The organism is Nocardia arthritidis NBRC 100137 (genome assembly GCF_001612765.1).
Taxonomy (GTDB): domain Bacteria; phylum Actinomycetota; class Actinomycetes; order Mycobacteriales; family Mycobacteriaceae; genus Nocardia; species Nocardia arthritidis.
In genome coordinates this window covers 20,023-35,482 of the sequence record NZ_BDBB01000053.1, presented here as the reverse complement: position 1 = coordinate 35,482, position 15,460 = coordinate 20,023, and the positions used below count along the sequence as shown (strand labels likewise).

At 67.4% G+C, this 15,460-nt stretch carries 17 protein-coding genes and 2 pseudogenes; 3 read left to right on the top strand and 16 right to left on the bottom strand.

All coding sequences use genetic code 11. The annotated features are described in order from the left end of the window. Nucleotides 1–2,179 (top strand): annotated as a pseudogene (locus NA8_RS34485) (hypothetical protein); the annotation flags it as partial. A gap of 397 nt (nt 2,180–2,576) precedes the next feature. Here NA8_RS34485 and NA8_RS28760 read toward each other — a convergent pair. Both NA8_RS28760 and NA8_RS28755 read right to left on the bottom strand, forming a co-directional pair. Continuing rightward, a complete protein-coding gene (locus NA8_RS28760; protein WP_063053456.1) occupies nt 2,577–4,730 on the bottom strand; it encodes an MMPL family transporter in 2,154 nt (717 codons plus the stop codon). 43 nt (nt 4,731–4,773) lie between these two features. Then, nucleotides 4,774–5,244, bottom strand: a complete 471-nt coding sequence (locus NA8_RS28755; protein ID WP_169810577.1) for an EXLDI protein — start codon at nt 5,242–5,244, stop codon at nt 4,774–4,776. Between the two features lie 282 nt (nt 5,245–5,526). Here NA8_RS28755 and NA8_RS28750 point away from each other — a divergent pair, with 282 nt between their 5' ends. Continuing rightward, nucleotides 5,527–6,432, top strand: a complete 906-nt coding sequence (locus tag NA8_RS28750) for an NAD-dependent epimerase/dehydratase family protein (protein ID WP_084467161.1) — start codon at nt 5,527–5,529, stop codon at nt 6,430–6,432. Nucleotides 6,433–6,434: 2 nt separating this feature from the next. Here NA8_RS28750 and NA8_RS28745 read toward each other — a convergent pair whose 3' ends face one another. The 12 genes and pseudogenes from NA8_RS28745 to rpsJ form a co-directional block, all read right to left on the bottom strand. Continuing rightward, on the bottom strand, nt 6,435–7,256 hold the full coding sequence (locus NA8_RS28745; RefSeq protein WP_063053453.1) for a phosphatase: 822 nt from the start codon (nt 7,254–7,256) through the stop codon (nt 6,435–6,437). A gap of 215 nt (nt 7,257–7,471) precedes the next feature. Next, nucleotides 7,472–7,720 (bottom strand): annotated as a pseudogene (gene rpsQ, locus NA8_RS28740) (30S ribosomal protein S17); the annotation flags it as partial. 20 nt (nt 7,721–7,740) lie between these two features. Next, nucleotides 7,741–7,980 (bottom strand): 50S ribosomal protein L29, encoded by a 240-nt coding sequence (gene rpmC, locus NA8_RS28735; protein ID WP_040864843.1) that lies wholly within the window; start codon nt 7,978–7,980, stop codon nt 7,741–7,743. Beyond that, nucleotides 7,980–8,396, bottom strand: coding sequence for a 50S ribosomal protein L16 (rplP, locus tag NA8_RS28730; RefSeq protein ID WP_040864842.1), 417 nt, complete (start codon nt 8,394–8,396; stop codon nt 7,980–7,982). The genes rpmC and rplP overlap by 1 nt, the downstream gene beginning before the upstream one ends. 3 nt (nt 8,397–8,399) lie before the next feature. Continuing rightward, complete coding sequence (gene rpsC / locus NA8_RS28725) at nt 8,400–9,194, bottom strand: 30S ribosomal protein S3 (RefSeq protein WP_040774085.1); 795 nt, start codon at nt 9,192–9,194, stop codon at nt 8,400–8,402. Then, the gene (gene rplV / locus NA8_RS28720) at nt 9,195–9,623 is read right to left on the bottom strand and encodes a 50S ribosomal protein L22 (RefSeq protein ID WP_063053452.1); all 429 of its coding nucleotides are present in this window, start codon (nt 9,621–9,623) and stop codon (nt 9,195–9,197) included. Then, nucleotides 9,620–9,901: a 30S ribosomal protein S19 gene (rpsS, locus tag NA8_RS28715; protein WP_039795442.1), complete on the bottom strand. Its 282-nt coding sequence runs from the start codon at nt 9,899–9,901 to the stop codon at nt 9,620–9,622. Before rpsS ends, rplV begins: the two co-directional genes overlap by 4 nt. A 15-nt stretch (nt 9,902–9,916) precedes the next feature. Beyond that, a complete protein-coding gene (gene rplB, locus NA8_RS28710; RefSeq protein ID WP_040864840.1) occupies nt 9,917–10,753 on the bottom strand; it encodes a 50S ribosomal protein L2 in 837 nt (278 codons plus the stop codon). A gap of 33 nt (nt 10,754–10,786) precedes the next feature. Beyond that, entirely contained in the window at nt 10,787–11,092 is a 306-nt protein-coding gene (rplW, locus tag NA8_RS28705; protein WP_029923608.1) for a 50S ribosomal protein L23, read from the bottom strand. After that, entirely contained in the window at nt 11,089–11,799 is a 711-nt protein-coding gene (gene rplD, locus NA8_RS28700; protein ID WP_063053451.1) for a 50S ribosomal protein L4, read from the bottom strand. Before rplD ends, rplW begins: the two co-directional genes overlap by 4 nt. Then, nucleotides 11,796–12,461, bottom strand: a complete 666-nt coding sequence (rplC, locus tag NA8_RS28695; RefSeq protein ID WP_062971941.1) for a 50S ribosomal protein L3 — start codon at nt 12,459–12,461, stop codon at nt 11,796–11,798. Before rplC ends, rplD begins: the two co-directional genes overlap by 4 nt. A 14-nt stretch (nt 12,462–12,475) precedes the next feature. Then, on the bottom strand, nt 12,476–12,781 hold the full coding sequence (rpsJ, locus tag NA8_RS28690; RefSeq protein ID WP_003938093.1) for a 30S ribosomal protein S10: 306 nt from the start codon (nt 12,779–12,781) through the stop codon (nt 12,476–12,478). A gap of 507 nt (nt 12,782–13,288) precedes the next feature. On the opposite strand from rpsJ, the gene NA8_RS28685 reads away from it, so the two are divergent. Next, entirely contained in the window at nt 13,289–13,765 is a 477-nt protein-coding gene (locus NA8_RS28685; protein ID WP_063053450.1) for a hotdog fold domain-containing protein, read from the top strand. Nucleotides 13,766–13,818: 53 nt separating this feature from the next. On the opposite strand, the gene NA8_RS28680 is transcribed toward NA8_RS28685, so the two are convergent. Together NA8_RS28680 and NA8_RS28675 are read right to left on the bottom strand one after the other, a co-directional pair. Continuing rightward, nucleotides 13,819–14,472, bottom strand: coding sequence for an ATP-binding cassette domain-containing protein (locus NA8_RS28680; RefSeq protein WP_063053449.1), 654 nt, complete (start codon nt 14,470–14,472; stop codon nt 13,819–13,821). 49 nt (nt 14,473–14,521) lie between these two features. Continuing rightward, the gene (locus tag NA8_RS28675) at nt 14,522–15,457 is read right to left on the bottom strand and encodes an esterase/lipase family protein (RefSeq protein ID WP_063053448.1); all 936 of its coding nucleotides are present in this window, start codon (nt 15,455–15,457) and stop codon (nt 14,522–14,524) included. Nucleotides 15,458–15,460 lie beyond the last annotated feature (3 nt).

The following is a 15,460-nucleotide window of genomic DNA, read 5'->3' as shown; positions in this document are numbered from 1 at the left end:
CCTGGCGGCGCGGCGGCGGGCCTCCAGCGAGGACGCGCGCCTGGCGCAGCTCTACCAGCGGGCGGAGTGGTCGTCGCGCGCCCTGATCGCCGTCGTCGTCCTCGGCATGGTGTGGGCCGGGGTCAACGTGCAGCACAATCTGGTGCCCAGCGGCGACATGTCCGATCCGCTGTACTGGTTGAGTTACGGCATCGAGGCGATGATCTCGATCCCGATCATCACCATCATGGTCGCGGCGACGACCGCATCGCGGTGGGGCCGCGAGCTGGCGCGCGGCAAGGTGATCTTCTTCGAAGCGGCGCTGCTCGGCACCACCGTCGCGCTCAACACCGGACCGCATCTGGCCGCGGGCGACCTGGGCCGCGCCGCCGAATACGCCATCGCGCCGGTGATGGTCGGCGTCGTGATCTGGCTGCACGCCTGGGTGTCCGCGCGGTACGCGGTGCTGATCGACGGCGCGCCGGTGATCGAGCGCGACCGGCGGATGATCGACATCGACACACAACGGATTCCCGGCACGTCGGAGGCCGGTGGATACCACCCTCTCGGAGAAGCGGCGAACAGCGGCCGTTTTCCCCTGGGAGGCGAGGCTTACGCCGCAGGTATGACCGATGACCGCGAGGCGAGTTCCGGAACGCATACTCATCTGGACGGCGTCCATCGTTCCGGGTATGAAACCGCCGCCCACCGCACCGTCCCGGCCGCGACGACCGACACTCGTTCCGCAGCCCGGCTCGACGAGCGCAGCGCGGCAGCAGCGACCGTGCCGGGCCCGGCACGGGTCGACCACGGGAAGTCGTCGCGCAACGGTCACGCGGTCGGATCGCCGATCAACGGTCACCCCATCACGGTCGACCGCACCCCATCCGCCACCGCGGACCCTGCGAACGGCGAAGTGCGCGAGCACTCCACCACCTCGGGTCCCGCCGCCGAGCGCAGCAACGGCCACGCCGCCGCGCTCCCGCCCGCTTCGAACGGCCACCCCGTCGAAACCACTGTCAACGGATACACCCACGGCCTGACCGTGAACGGCCACACCCTCCTGCCTATCGACGGCAGAACCGATCGGGCGGCTGCCAACGGAAACGCACACCCGCACGTCAACGGAAACACGGCGCACCCGGCCAGCAACGGCCACACTGTCGAAATCCCCGCCGACGGCGCAGTGCAGCCCTCGCGGGTCGATGAGAAGACCGTCCGCCCCAGCACCAACGGTCGCGCCGCCGAGATGCCGACCATCCCAGCGCACGCACTCCCGGTCGACGGGCACACCGATCCCACCGAAGACCACCCGGATAACCTCGCTCCCACCGAAAGCCCGAATCAGCCGGTTGCCGGCTCCGAGCTGGCGACTCCCCCACCGCATGTGATTCCGCCCGCAGCCCGACATGTGCCGGAGACCCGCGCCGACGGACACCGCACTCGACCGGGCCGCCCCGAAGCGGCACAGCCTTCCCCTGCCGAGTTCGAGCAGGGAACATCGAGACGAGACGAAGCGCTCGAGTCCGAGATGCGACGGCCGCGTCTCGAGTCCGCACCACCCGCGGCACAGCAAATTTCGCTCGCCGACCTGCACGAGGGCCTCGAATTCGATGACCCTTCATCGACCTCGGCGAACGCGGCTTCGCATGCTCCTACCACTCGAGGCGAACGCTCGGTCGATCGCGTGCATCGCGGAGATGACGCCGCCCGGCGTCCGGGTTCCACCGATCCCAAGCGCACACCGGCCCCCGCGACCGCCGACACTGCCGCGCAGGTGCACCCGAACGCCACCGCGCCGCGCGCAGCGAAACGCGGGAAGTCGGTGTCCGCCGAGCAGAACGATCGCTCCGCCGACGCGGAGAGTGAACAACTGGCCCTCGAGGAAACTCCCGAGCCGTCGCACCCCCGCATCGACGCGATGCCGATTGCCGAGGATAGCGACGAGGACGACGAATTCCCCACCGAACCGGACGAAGCCGACACCGACGACGACGAGATCTCCGCGATCGCACGGGCCATCACCGGCCGCCGCCTCTCCAACCTCCCGATCGAGGAGGTCAGAGAGATCCTGACGCTCGCCGATCAGGGCGGCTCGACCCCGGCCATCGCCAACGAACTCGGCCTCGCCCGCTCCGCGGTCACCCGCGTCCTGGACTCGGCGATCAAAGTCCACCGCCCCTACGCGACCATCGGCTGAGCACCGACCGCACCGACCGCACCGAGCACAAGGTCACGCCGTGCCTGTCGACGAGGTCGTCCGGCGTCCGCTCTCGCCGGGCCGGCGGGTGCGCGTCCAATTCCAGCCCCCACCCCTGGGAAGACAGATTTCCTGTGTTCTCGCTCAGTAGCGCTCCGCGAGACTCAGCGCATCGACCCCTGTCCCAGGTCTCTTCCGGCGCGTGATCGCTGTGCACTGCGCACAGGATCAATCGGTTTCCCGTGACCACGATCGAAGCACGATGAGCCGTGCCTGTTCGTCCAAGCCTGCGGGATGTCACGGATCTCGCTATCCGGCGAAAGAGCTGTGCACCCGGTAGATCCGGGTGCACAGCTCCGCGCTGATCAGCCGTGGCGACCGCCGATGCGCACAGCCCCTATTCCGATCGGCTCGCGCCGACGGCGGTTTCCACGACGCCGCGAGCGTCCCGTCCGGCATCGGGCTTTTCGTCCCCGTGCCCCGGCCACCACGCCTTGTGCCCGATCATCGCAGTGAGCGCGGGCGTGAAGAACATGGCCATGACGAAGGCCGCGATCGCGATGCCCACCGAGATGGCGAAGCCCATCTGCGCGAGGACGTTGTTGCCCGCCAGCATCATCGACGCGAACGTTCCCGCCAGGATCACGCCGGCCGCCGCGATGGTCGGTCCGGTGTGCCGCAGGGCCAGTGCCGCGGCTTGTTTCGGTTCGTTGCCCTCTCGGGCCTCTTCCCGCAGCCGGGCCACCATGAGGATGTTGTAGTCGGTGCCCAGCGCGACCACGAACAGGTACATGATCACCGGCAGCGTGAAGATCAGGCCGGTCTCGCCCCGGAAGTGCTGGAAGACCAGCACCGCGGCGCCGAGGGTGGCGGCGAACCCGAGGAACACCGACGCCATCAGGTACCACGGCGCGACCAGACTGCGCAGCAGCAATCCCAGCACGATCATGATCAGGATGGCCGCCACGGGGAAGACGATGGCGTAATCCCGCGCCATCGCGTCCTGGAAGTCGACGAACACCGAGGTCATACCGCCGACCGCGGCGGTGGTGCCTGCGGGCGCCGCCGAGTGCGCGGTGTCGCGCAGCGGGCCCTTCACGGTGTCCAGCGCGGCATCCGACTCCGGCGCGGCATTCAGCGTCACCGCGAAGTCGGCGATCGTCTTGTCCGCGGACAACTTCGGCTCGGCCACCTGTCCCACACCGGGCACACCGGCCAACTCGTTGCGGTAGGCGGTGAGCTGCTCGGCGGTCAACGCACCGTCGGATCGCAACAGGACATCCGAAGGCTGCGTGGTCCCGGCGGGCAATCCCTTGACCAATTCCTTGCTGTACACGACGGATTCCGACGCCTCCGAGGTCGATCCGGAGCTGAGATCGAACGTCGGGTGGAAGCCGAAGGCGAAGATCCCCAGCACCACCAGCACACCGCCGGAGGCCACGGCGAATACACCGGGCCGACGGCCGAGCGCGTTGCCCGCCGCGGTGAAGCGCGCGCCCTTCGGTTCGGTGCGCCATGCCTTGGACGGCCAGAACACTTTGGTGCCCAGCAGCGAGACCACCGCGGGAACCAGCGTCAGCCCCGCCGCCAGCGCGACCGCCACCGCGATCGCCAGTGCCGGGCCCATGGCACGGAACATGCCGAGCGAGGACAGCACCAGCGCCATGAACGCGATGATCACCGCGCCCGCCGCGGACGTGATGGCCTCACCCACCCGGGTGACGGCGCTGACCATGGCGGTCTTCGGATCCTCGCCCGCACGCAGCCGTTCGCGGTAGCGGAACATCAGGAACAGGATGTAGTCGGTGCCGACACCGAACAGCACGACCACCAGGATGGCGCTGATCGATGCGTCGATCTCCAAGTCGAAGGCCTTGGCCACCACGGCGATCAATCCGTTGACCATGCTGGAGACCGCTCCGATCACGACGATCGGCAGCAACGCGATCACCGGGCTGCGGAAGATGATCAGCAACAGCACCAGGATCAGCACGACGGTCGCGATGCCGATGATGGCCATGCCCTTGTCGCCCGATTCGCGTTGGTCGAGCACCTGCGCGGCCTGTCCGGTGATGCCCGCCTTCAGCTCGGTACCCGCGACGCGTTCCTTCAGCTCCTTGCGCAGCGCCTTGACCGCGTCGCCCTGCGTGGTGTCGTTCGGATTCGTCACCTTGGTCATCTGCACCGCGATGATCTGGATCAGGCGGTTCTCCGACGGCGGCGTCGGTTGCAGTCCGATGACGTCCTTGATCTGCCTGTCGCGCAGGCCGTTGCCGATCGACACGACCGAAGCCGCGTCCGCGTCGGCCAGCGGCGCACCGTCCTCGCGGGCGAACACGATGATCGCCGCGGGAGCGGAGCTGTCCGGGAAAGCCCTCTGCTGTAGCTCCAATGCCTGAATGGACTCGTAATGCGAAGGCAGGAAGGCGGATTGGTCTGTCGTTGATTTGAGTTCCGGCGCCGAGGCCACCACCGCGATGGTGAGCAGCAGCCACAGGCCGATCACCTTCCACGGATGGTGGACGACCACGGCCCCCAGTCGTGCGAACATCTGCGAAGAAATCCTTTCCGGATTCGCCGAAAGCGGCGGTGTCTCAGATCTGAAGGTCTTGCGAGGTCGGGTTCTCTGCGATATCGACGACCGTCCGGTAGATGTGCTCCGGAATCCGGCCGTCCAGTTCAGCGGGCGAGTCCACGATCTCCACCGTGTAGTCACCCCATTCGCGCTCACCGCCGCCGACCCCCAGCAGCTCGCGCCAATTCTTCCAGTCGGTCCAGTCGATCGCGCCGAACATTTCGCGCCAGTTCGATTCCCGCCGATGCACCACGTACTTGCCTTTACGGCTCACGTAGACGCGCACCACGTTCATCCCGGCCTTGTCGTACTCCCGCGACTCACCGAGCAGCCTGCCGACGAACCGCTGCCTGCGTCCGCCGCCCGGACCCACCCGCAACACGATCTGGCGGAGGTCACCCGGTTCGGCGGGCGCTTTCACGATGGTGACGCCGGATTCCCGCTCCTCGACAGTGCCGGCCTCGCTCAGGTCGTTCGGATCGGTCGTCATGATGTTCCCCGTTTCATAGATCAGTGCGCATCCAGGCATGCGTCTACCGCAGACCGGCCCGTTCCGAATCCGCCTCTCCGAGCGCGAAATCCATGTTTCCAGACAGCCCGAGCCGCCATCTCACTATAAGTAGATGTATACGTATAGCGCAAGTCCTATCCTCGCCCGGCCCGGTGAGGGCCGAACAGTGCTCGGCCAATCGACCCGCCCCAGCGGAAGGCCGTGCTGGAGGTAACGCGGGCAGCCATCGATATACGCGCTGCTCGATGACAAGATCGTGTGGTGCGCGTTCTCGTCACAGGAGCGAACGGCTATCTCGGCCGGGCGGTCGTTCACCTGCTGAGTAGAGCCGGGCACGAGCCGATCGCGATGGTTCGCAAGCGCATTTCGCCCACCCAGTCGACGGCTCGAGTTGCCGACCTGCTGGATGACGCCGCGCTACGCGAGGCGCTGGACGGCGCGGAGGCGGTGTGCCATCTTGCCGGGCTCACTCGCGCGCGCGAGTCGATGACCGAACCCTTGCGGTACTTTCGCGTCAATACGGGCGGGACCATCGCCTTGCTGGAGGCCATGGCCGCGGCCGGAGTATCGCGGATCGTCTTTGCCTCGACCGGCTCGATATACGGGACGCCGGAGCGTCAGCCGATGACGGAAAGCCTGCCCGACGCACCGCCGCACCCGTACGCGGCAAGCAAACTGGCCGCCGAGTGGGCCCTCCACGCACAGGCGGGCACCGGACGCTTGTCGGCTGCCGTACTCCGTTTGATGAACGTGGCAGGCGGCGCCGACCCCGACCCCACGCGCCTGATTCCCCGCACGTTCGCCGCCGCCCTGAGCGGTTCTGCATTGGAGGTGAACGGCGACGGCAGCGCGGTACGCGATTACCTGCACATCGACGATGCCGCAGCCGCTTTCGTCGCGTGCCTCGAGAAGACATTGCCGGGCGGGTTCGAGCGGTACCTCGTCGGCAGTGGGCAGGCCAGCAGCGTCCTCGACGTCGTCGCCGCCGTCGAACAGCGGACCGGCCGTCGAATCCAGCTGATCCATCGGCCACCGGCGCCCGAACCGGCCGCATTGGTCAGCGACCCCGCCAAGGCGGCGGCCGAATTAGGCTGGTATCCGAGGCATTCCGAGCTCGAGAGCATAGTCCGCGACATGTCCGACGACGACCGGCGGAACTCGCGCTGACGTCACCGGCCCAGACCCGCCCGATCGAGCAGGTAGGTGGTCAACGGCTGGTAGTGGTCGGGGCGGATGCCGTCGTCGAGGGGCACCGTGACGGCGATCTTTCCCTCAGCGTGCCCGGCGAACAGGGCGGGATCGTTGCTGTCGGCGAATCCAACGGTTTCGATGCCCGCTTCCCCCGCCGCACCGGCCCACCCGTGGTCGGCGACGACCAGGTCGGGCCAGTGGCGGGGCTCGGCATCGCGCAACTCTCGGAGCATCGCCCGCATCGGGTGCGGGTCATGCGTGTGTTCCAGCCTGCCGTCGGTGCCGAGCGCGGCAACACCCGAGGTGTAGATGATTTCGCGATTCTGCGGTCCGAAACGAGTAGTGACCCGGTACGACCATCCGGCGGCGGGCGCGAGCACCACGCATCCCGCCGCACGCAACGCATCCTCGACGGCACGATAGACGCCCAAGAGCGTGTGGGGATGCCCGGTCGCCAGGATCACGGTCTCCTGACGGCGGGCCGCCTGGCCGATCCGCGCCCCCATCGCGGCGAGCGCGTCCAGGGTGAGGTCGACGTCGATGGTGTCGGGACCCCGCCGATGGCGTGGGTCCGGGTGGACTCCGCACAGACGCGCCATCATCTCCAGGGTCTCGGCGAACGTCCAATCCTTCAGCGTCAGGCCGAACTGGTACCCCGGATCTTTGTCCACCATCTTTCGATAATTCGAGAGATTCCCCTCCCGAGGCGTCGCGACATCCCCCGCGATCCGCGTCCTCAGCAGATGCTCCCGCAGCAGCGCTCGGTCATCGGGCCGGCCGGGTCGAGTCCCATATGCCACCGCTCACACCTCCACATCGGCCTTCGCTCGCCGTATCGGTCAGGCCACGAGCCTGCTTGCGGCGTGCTAGATCGGTGCACGCAACACAACCACGACAGTACCCATCGAGGGGTACTCCACCGCGATTCCGGGAAATTCGGACACGCCCGGACACGGCGAAGGCCCGCCTCCCGGAACGGGAAGCGGGCCTTCGGGTTTCACGCCGTGGAGAGGGCTTACTTGGCCCTCTCCAGGACCTCGACCAGACGCCAGCGCTTGGTGGCCGACAGCGGACGGGTCTCCATCAGCTGAACGCGGTCGCCGATGCCGGCGATCTCGTTCTCGTCGTGCGCCTTCACCTTCGAGGTGGTGCGAATGATCTTGCCGTAGAGCGGGTGCCGATGGCGGTCTTCCAGCTCGACGACGATCGTCTTGTTCATCTTGTCCGAGACAACGTATCCGACACGCACCTTGCGAGTGCCGCGCTGCCCTTCTACTTTGTCGCTCATGCGGCATCTCCCTTGCCAGCGGGTCCGGTGGCCAGACCGAGCTCGCGCTCACGCATGACCGTGTAGATGCGCGCGATCTCGTGACGGACGACGCGCAGACGACGGTTGTTGTCCAGCTGACCCGTCGCCATCTGGAAGCGCAGGTTGAACAGCTCTTCCTTGGAGTCGCGCAGCTTGGCCACCAACTCCTCTTCGGTGAGCTCGCGGAGCTCTGCGGCCGGTGTTCCGGTAGCCATCAGAACTGCTCCTCCCTGGTCACGATCCTGCACTTCATCGGGAGCTTGTGCATCGCGCGGCGCAGGGCCTCACGAGCGGTCTCCTCGTTCGGGTAGCTCATCTCGAACATCACGCGACCGGGCTTGACGTTCGCGACCCACCACTCCGGCGAACCCTTACCGGAACCCATGCGGGTCTCGGCGGGCTTCTTGGTCAGCGGGCGATCCGGGTAGATGTTGATCCAGATCTTGCCGCCACGGCGGATGTGGCGAGTCATCGCGATACGCGCCGACTCGATCTGCCGGTTGGTGACGTACGCCGGCTCCAGCGCCTGGATGCCGAACTCGCCGAACGCCACCGAGGTGCCGCCCTTGGCCATGCCGGAACGACCCGGGTGATGCTGCTTGCGGTGCTTCACCTTGCGAGGCATCAGCATGCGTCAGCCCTCCTGTGTCTCTGCCGGCGCGTCGGCCACCGCGGTGGCGGCGCGCCCGGCCTCGGTGCTGGTCGCGGTGGTGCCTGCGGAACCGGACCGACGCGGACGGCTCGGCCGCTCCCGGCGCGGACGCTCGGGCGCGGCGGCAGCGGCGGCGAGCTCACGCTTGCCACCGACGATGTCGCCCTTGTAGATCCAGACCTTCACGCCGATGCGACCGAAGGTGGTCTTGGCCTCGTAGAGGCCGTAGTCGATGTCGGCGCGCAGCGTGTGCAGCGGCACCCGACCCTCGCGGTAGAACTCCGAGCGCGACATCTCGGCGCCACCGAGGCGGCCCGAGCACTGCACACGGATGCCCTTGACGTTCGGCGAACGCATGGCCGACTGGATGGCCTTGCGCATCGCGCGACGGAACGCCACACGGTTGGACAGCTGCTCCGCGACGGCCTGGGCGACCAGCTGCGCATCCGACTCGGGGTTCTTCACCTCGAGGATGTTCAGCTGCACCTGCTTGCCGGTGAGCTTCTCCAGCTCGGCGCGGATGCGGTCGGCCTCGGCGCCGCGGCGGCCGATCACGATGCCGGGACGCGCGGTGTGGATGTCCACCCGGACGCGGTCACGGGTGCGCTCGATCTCGACCTTGGAGATGCCTGCCCGCTCCATGCCGGTGGCCAGGAGCTTGCGGATCGCGACGTCTTCCTTCACGTAGTCCGCGTACTGCTTGTCCGCGTACCAGCGCGACTTCCAGTCGGTGGTGATACCGAGGCGGAAGCCGTGGGGATTGATCTTCTGTCCCATTTACTTTGCCCCTCCCTTCCGGCGGTTACGAGTGGATCCACCGGCGGTGGGGATGCTCTCGACCTCGATGGTGATGTGGCTGGTGCGCTTGCGGATGCGGAACGCACGGCCCTGGGCACGCGGCTGGAACCGCTTCAGGGTCGTACCCTCGTCGACGTAGGCCGTCGAGATGACCAGCGTGGCCGGGTTCAGGCCGAGGTTGTTCTCGGCGTTGGCCGCGGCGCTGGCGACGACCTTGGCGACCGGCTCGCTCGCGGCCTGGGGCGCGAACTTCAGCAGGGCGAGGGCGTCCTCGACGCGCTTGCCGCGGACCAGGTCCACGACACGGCGTGCCTTCATCGGCGTGACGCGAACGTGCTTGGCGGTCGCGCGCGCAGTCGGGTTCGACGGAGTCGTCAGCAGTGTCTGATTGCTCTTCGCTTCGCTCATCGCCGCTTGCTCTTCCGGTCTTCCTTGACGTGGCTCTTGAACGTCCTGGTCGGCGCGAACTCACCGAGCTTGTGCCCGACCATGTTGTCCGAGACGAACACCGGCACGTGCTTGCGGCCGTCGTGCACCGCGAACGTGTGCCCGATGAAATCGGGGATGATGGTCGAACGACGCGACCAGGTCTTGATGACCTGCTTGGTGCCCTTCTCGTTCTGCACGTCCACCTTCGCGAGGAGGTGGTCGTCGACAAACGGGCCTTTCTTGAGGCTGCGTGGCATTTCTTACCTCCTCCTTCAGCGCTTCTTGCCGGTCTTGCGACGGCGGACGATGAGCTTGTCGCTCGGACGGTTGGGCTTGCGGGTGCGGCCTTCCGGCTGACCCCACGGCGAGACCGGGTGGCGACCACCGGAGGTCTTGCCCTCACCACCACCATGCGGGTGGTCGACCGGGTTCATGACGACACCACGGACCGTGGGGCGGCGACCCTTCCAGCGCATGCGGCCGGCCTTACCCCAGTTGATGTTCGACTGCTCGGCATTGCCGACCTCGCCGACGGTGGCGCGGCAGCGCACGTCGACGCGGCGGATCTCACCGGAGGGCATACGCAGCGTGGCGTAGGGGCCTTCCTTACCGAGCAGCTGGATGCTCATGCCGGCCGAGCGGGCCAGCTTGGCACCGCCGCCCGGACGCAGCTCCACCGCGTGGATGGTGGTACCGGTCGGGATGTTGCGCAGCGGCAGGTTGTTGCCCGGCTTGATGTCGGCCGTCGGGCCGGACTCGATGCGGGTGCCCTGCGTCACGCCCTTGGGGGCGATGATGTACCGCTTCTCGCCGTCCACGAAGTGCAGCAGCGCGATGTTCGCGGTGCGGTTCGGGTCGTACTCGATGTGCGCGACCTTGGCCGGGATGCCGTCCTTGTCCAAACGACGGAAGTCGATCAGACGGTAGGCGCGCTTGTGCCCGCCACCGCGGTGCCGGGTGGTGATCCGGCCGTGGGCGTTGCGGCCGCCGGACTTGGACAGCGGGCGCAGCAGCGACTTCTCCGGGGTCGACCGGGTGATCTCGGCGAAGTCCGAGACGCTGGCGCCACGACGGCCCGGCGTAGTCGGCTTGTACTTACGGATTGCCATGAGTTCTTCTCTGCTTTCTGGATTCCCGAGCGCTTACGCGACCGGGCCTCCGAAGATCTCGATGGGCTTGCTGTCGGCCGAGATGGTCACGAGCGCGCGCTTGGTGCTCTTGCGCTTGCCGTAACCGAAGCGGGTCCGCTTGCGCTTGCCCTGACGGTTGGCGGTGTTGACGCTGGTCACCTTCACACCGAAGACCTTCTCCACGGCGATCTTGATCTGCGTCTTGTTCGAGTCCGGGTGCACCAGGAAGGTGTAGGTGCCTTCCTCGATCAGTCCGTAGGACTTCTCGGAGATGACCGGCGCCAGCAGAATGTCGCGGGGGTCGGCGATGGTGGTCACTTGCTCTCCTCCTGTGCAATCGCCGCAGCGTCTTGCGGGGACTCCGCGGGACCGTGCACGAACGCGTTGAGCGCCTCGACGCTGAACACCACTTCGTCACTGTTGAGGACGTCGTAGGTGTTGAGCTGGTCGGGGGCGATCGGGTGCACGTTCTGCAGGTTCGCCAGGCTCTTCCACGCGGCGACGTCCTCGCGGCCCACCACGACCAGGAACTTCTTGCGGTCCGACAACTCGGCCAGGAAGCTCTTGGCGGTCTTGGTGGACGGGGTCTGGCCTGCCACCAGTTCGGTGATCACGTGGATGCGCTCGTTGCGAGCCCGATCGGACAGGGCGCCACGCAGGGCGGCGGCCTTCATCTTCTTGGGCAGGCGCTGGGTGTAGTCGCGCGGCTGCGGGCCGTGCACGGTGCCACCACCGGCGAACTGCGGCGCGCGGGTCGAACCCTGGCGGGCGCGGCCGGTGCCCTTCTGCCGGTACGGCTTCTTGCCGCCACCGGAGACCTGGCCACGCGTCTTGGTCGCGTGCGTGCCCTGGCGGGCCGCGGCCTGCTGGGCCACGACGACCTGGTGCATCAGCGCGATGTTGGCGGTCACGTCGAAGATCTCCGCGGGGAGATCGACCGTGCCGTTGGTCTTGCCGCCGATCTCCTTGACCGGCAGCGTCAGATTCGCGGACTTCTTCTCAGTGTTCACAGCTGAGCTGGTCATGCGTGCGCACCACCCTTCACGGCGCTCTTGACGATCACGACGCCGCCCTTGCGACCCGGGATCGCTCCCTTGATCAGCAGCAGGCCGTTCTCGGCGTCGACCTTGTGCACCGAGAGGTTCTGCGTGGTGACCCGGTCGTTACCCATCCGGCCCGACATGCGCATGCCCTTGAACACGCGGCCGGGGGTGGCGCAGCCACCGATCGAACCCGGACGACGGTGCACGGCCTGCGCACCGTGCGAGGCGCCCTGGCCACGGAAGCCGTGGCGCTTCATGGTGCCCGCGAAGCCCTTGCCCTTGCTGGTGCCGGTGACGTCGACGTAGCTGCCCTCTTCGAACACGTCGGCGCTGATCTCCTGGCCGACCTCGAAGGTGGAGGCGTCCGCGACGCGGATCTCGGCGACATGGCGGCGCGGGGTGACGCCGGCCTTGGCGAACTGGCCGGAGACCGGCTTGTTCACCTTGCGCGGGTCGATGGCGCCGAAAGCGACCTGGACGGCGCTGTAGCCGTCGCGCTCCTCGGTGCGGATCTGGGTGACGACGTTCGGCCCGGCCTTGATGACGGTCACGGGAACGACGCGGTTCTTGTCGTCGAAGACCTGGGTCATGCCGAGCTTGGTGCCCAGGATGCCGGCGGCCGGCCTGTTCTTGTTGTCAGTCATGTCTCGAGTCCCCGTCACTGAATGTTGACGTCGACGCTGGCCGGCAGGTCGATGCGCATGAGCGCGTCCACCGTCTTCGGCGTCGGGTCGAGGATGTCGATGAGGCGCTTGTGCGTACGCATCTCGAAGTGCTCGCGCGAGTCCTTGTACTTGTGCGGCGAACGGATGACGCAGTACACGTTCTTCTCGGTCGGCAACGGCACCGGGCCGACGACGCGTGCCCCGGTGCGGGTCACCGTCTCCACGATCTTGCGCGCCGATGCGTCGATCGCCTCGTGGTCATAGGCCTTGAGCCTGATGCGGATCTTTTGTCCCGCCACGCTAAGTGTCCTTTTCTCCGCTTTCCTTCGTGATCCGGAAGCCGGCTACGCCGGTCCACTGGACCACCCTCATTTGCACAGCCCGAACACACGAAGACGTCCCAGCCCGAGTGGATCAGGCCCGGAGGGGGCAGCCTGCGTAATCACGCACGGCCCCGGTCGGGCTGGATCCGACACAGTGGAGACTCACGACCGGGCATGCCCGATCCTCGCCGCTGTTCATCTGTCATGGTTCTCCGGTCCACGCGGTCGGGCGTGTCGCCCGTCCGCTCATTCCTCGGCCTCGGATCGCACTGCGTCTCAGACCTGGAACACTGTCCCGGACGTACCCACGCCGGAAACCCGGCGAGGTACACGATGGGGTACTGCTCGCCCCGCCCGACCACCTGTTTCACAGGGAAACAGACATGGCCCGGTGCAGGGCAACCCGAACAGTATGCACGACCCCCGGGAGTCACTTCAAATCGGTGGGGTGTCGAGAAACTTACTTTTGAGTAAGATAGGCGCATGTCGAAAGAGACCGCGACCTACCGCGGGTGGAAGAAGCTGCCCGACAACCGGCTGGGGCACGCCCTGTTCTCGCTCGGGATGGTGGCTCGGGTGCCCTACTTCGGCACCGTGTTGCCGAACGTGGTCCGGCTCGAGCCGGGGCTGTGCGAAGTGACTTCGCCGAAGTGGTTCGGTATCCACAATCACCTGGGCACTTTCCACGCCATCGCGGCGTGCAATCTGGCCGAGGTCGCCATGGGCATGCTCAGCGAGGCGACGGTGCCTTCGACGCACCGGTGGATTCCCAAGGCGATGAACGTCCGATACCTGGCCAAAGCCGAGACCGCGCTGCGGGCCGTCGCGAAGCTGCCGGAACTCCCGGATTTCGCGACTATCACCGAGGGCCGCGAGGTCGTGGTGCCGGTCTCGATCTATGACAAGCACGGCCTGGAGGTCGTGCACGCCGATATCACCACCTGGGTCACGCCGAAGTAGTCACGAGCCCGCGATCGGCGCGCGAAAGTCGCGGATGCGCCGGGATCGAGCCTTCAGGCGGTAGTGACGACTCGACCGTGATCGAGGTGCAGGATCTGCTGCGCGCATCCGGCGAGTTCGTCTTCGGCACAAGCCGAAACGACGATCGCCATGTCCTGCTGGGCGAGGGCTCGCAGCATTCCGGACAGATAGCGCCGACCTTCGTCGTCCAAATCGGCCATCGGGTTGTCCAGCACGAGCGCGGCCGTACCGGCGGCCAGCGCTCTGGCCAGCCCCAGCCACTTCTTCTCGCTCCGGGAGAGACGGAGAACGGTCGTCGAAGAAGAATCCGTCAAACGTGCCAGATGCAGTGCCCGATCGACGAGTTCACCGGCCGCGGCTCCGGTGTGACCGGCGATTTTCGCCGAATACTCCACCACTTCCTGGATCGACCAGGTCTCGGCGCCTTCGTACACGTCGGGAACCCAGCCGACCCTGGATCGGACCACCCATGGTTCGACGCTCGGATCGGCGTCCTCCACGCGCAAATGTCCTCGGTGCGGCCGCAATCGACCGGCGAGCATCGACAACAGGGTCGTCTTTCCCGCGCCGTTCGCTCCGATCACCCCGGTGACTCGGCCCGCGGGAGCGCGGAATGTCACGTCGTCGACCACGGCGACTCCCGCGAATTCGCGGCGCAGGCCGCTACAGGTAATGCCGAGACCCACCGAGGTTCTCCATCTTCGTCTCGAATGATCGTGTCCGGCCGGGGCGGGATCAGCAGGGCAACGCTCGCTGGTCTCCGGCGAGCGCGGAGAGCACGGCGGCGGCGGCGCGCGGGTCTTCCAGCATGCCGCTGTGGTCGGCGGTGTTGCCGGGGCATCCGTCCTGTAGCCAGACGTTGCGGTCAGCGGCGGCGGGCGCGGCGAGCACGGCGGTGTCCTGCGGCGTGATCACCCGATCGGCGCGGGAGGCGATGGCCGTGTACCGGACACCGGGCACGGTCTCGCCTCCCGCGTTCAGCCGGTTCAGCAGCGGTGACCCGACCACCTGCTGTTGCCCCGGAGTTCCGAAGACCTGGGCCGCGATCTGCGCGTTGCCCAGGCCGAGTGCGGCCAGGTCCGGATAGCCCGCGCGCAAACCGTCCCAGGTCGTGCCCCGGTACGGGGTGCCGAGCGTCACCACCCGGGACACCGCCTCCGCGCCGCGAGCGCGCAGGTACTGCCGGATCACGGTGCCGCCGGTGGAGTGGCCGACCAGCGCCACCCGGCTCGCACCCGTCGTCTCCCGCACCGACCGCACGACTTCGGCGAGTTCGCCTGCCATCCGATCGATGTCGGCCACGCCGTAGACCGCGCGGCCCAGCAATGCCGCACCGATCGGCCCGACGCCGGTGGAACTGGAGCCGGTCTGCCCGCTCACCGCGTCGACCACACCCGGAGCGGCACCGAGGTTCGCGGCGAACACACAATGTCCCTCGGCCCGGATGGCGGGCGCGAGCAGGGGGAAACTGCGGCCGATATCGGTACCCGAGCCGTGCACGAGCACCACCGGCTCCGGCCGTGCCCCGGTCGGCCGGCACGACCAATCGTTGGCGCCGTCCAGCGCCGGTGTCTCCGGAGCGGCGCCCGCGCTCGGCGCGTGCGACAGTGCCGCGCAGGCCGCGACCAACAGCAGACCGACGACTCGCGCGGCCCGGTTGCGAATAGGCATCTC

What these genes read in the sequence shown, in the direction of transcription:
- NA8_RS28760 (WP_063053456.1), bottom strand. Translation starts at nt 4,730, where the DNA reads ATGTTCGCACGACTGGGGGCCGTGGTCGTCCACCATCCGTGGAAGGTG.
- NA8_RS28755 (WP_169810577.1), bottom strand. Translation starts at nt 5,244, where the DNA reads ATGACGACCGATCCGAACGACCTGAGCGAGGCCGGCACTGTCGAGGAG.
- rpmC (WP_040864843.1), bottom strand. Translation starts at nt 7,980, where the DNA reads ATGGCTACCGGAACACCGGCCGCAGAGCTCCGCGAGCTCACCGAAGAG.
- rplP (WP_040864842.1), bottom strand. Translation starts at nt 8,396, where the DNA reads ATGCTGATGCCTCGCAAGGTGAAGCACCGCAAGCAGCATCACCCGGGT.
- rpsC (WP_040774085.1), bottom strand. Translation starts at nt 9,194, where the DNA reads ATGGGACAGAAGATCAATCCCCACGGCTTCCGCCTCGGTATCACCACC.
- rplV (WP_063053452.1), bottom strand. Translation starts at nt 9,623, where the DNA reads ATGAGCGAAGCGAAGAGCAATCAGACACTGCTGACGACTCCGTCGAAC.
- rpsS (WP_039795442.1), bottom strand. Translation starts at nt 9,901, where the DNA reads ATGCCACGCAGCCTCAAGAAAGGCCCGTTTGTCGACGACCACCTCCTC.
- rplB (WP_040864840.1), bottom strand. Translation starts at nt 10,753, where the DNA reads ATGGCAATCCGTAAGTACAAGCCGACTACGCCGGGCCGTCGTGGCGCC.
- rplD (WP_063053451.1), bottom strand. Translation starts at nt 11,799, where the DNA reads ATGACCAGCTCAGCTGTGAACACTGAGAAGAAGTCCGCGAATCTGACG.
- rplC (WP_062971941.1), bottom strand. Translation starts at nt 12,461, where the DNA reads ATGACTGACAACAAGAACAGGCCGGCCGCCGGCATCCTGGGCACCAAG.
- NA8_RS28685 (WP_063053450.1), top strand. Translation starts at nt 13,289, where the DNA reads ATGTCGAAAGAGACCGCGACCTACCGCGGGTGGAAGAAGCTGCCCGAC.
- NA8_RS28675 (WP_063053448.1), bottom strand. Translation starts at nt 15,457, where the DNA reads ATGCCTATTCGCAACCGGGCCGCGCGAGTCGTCGGTCTGCTGTTGGTC.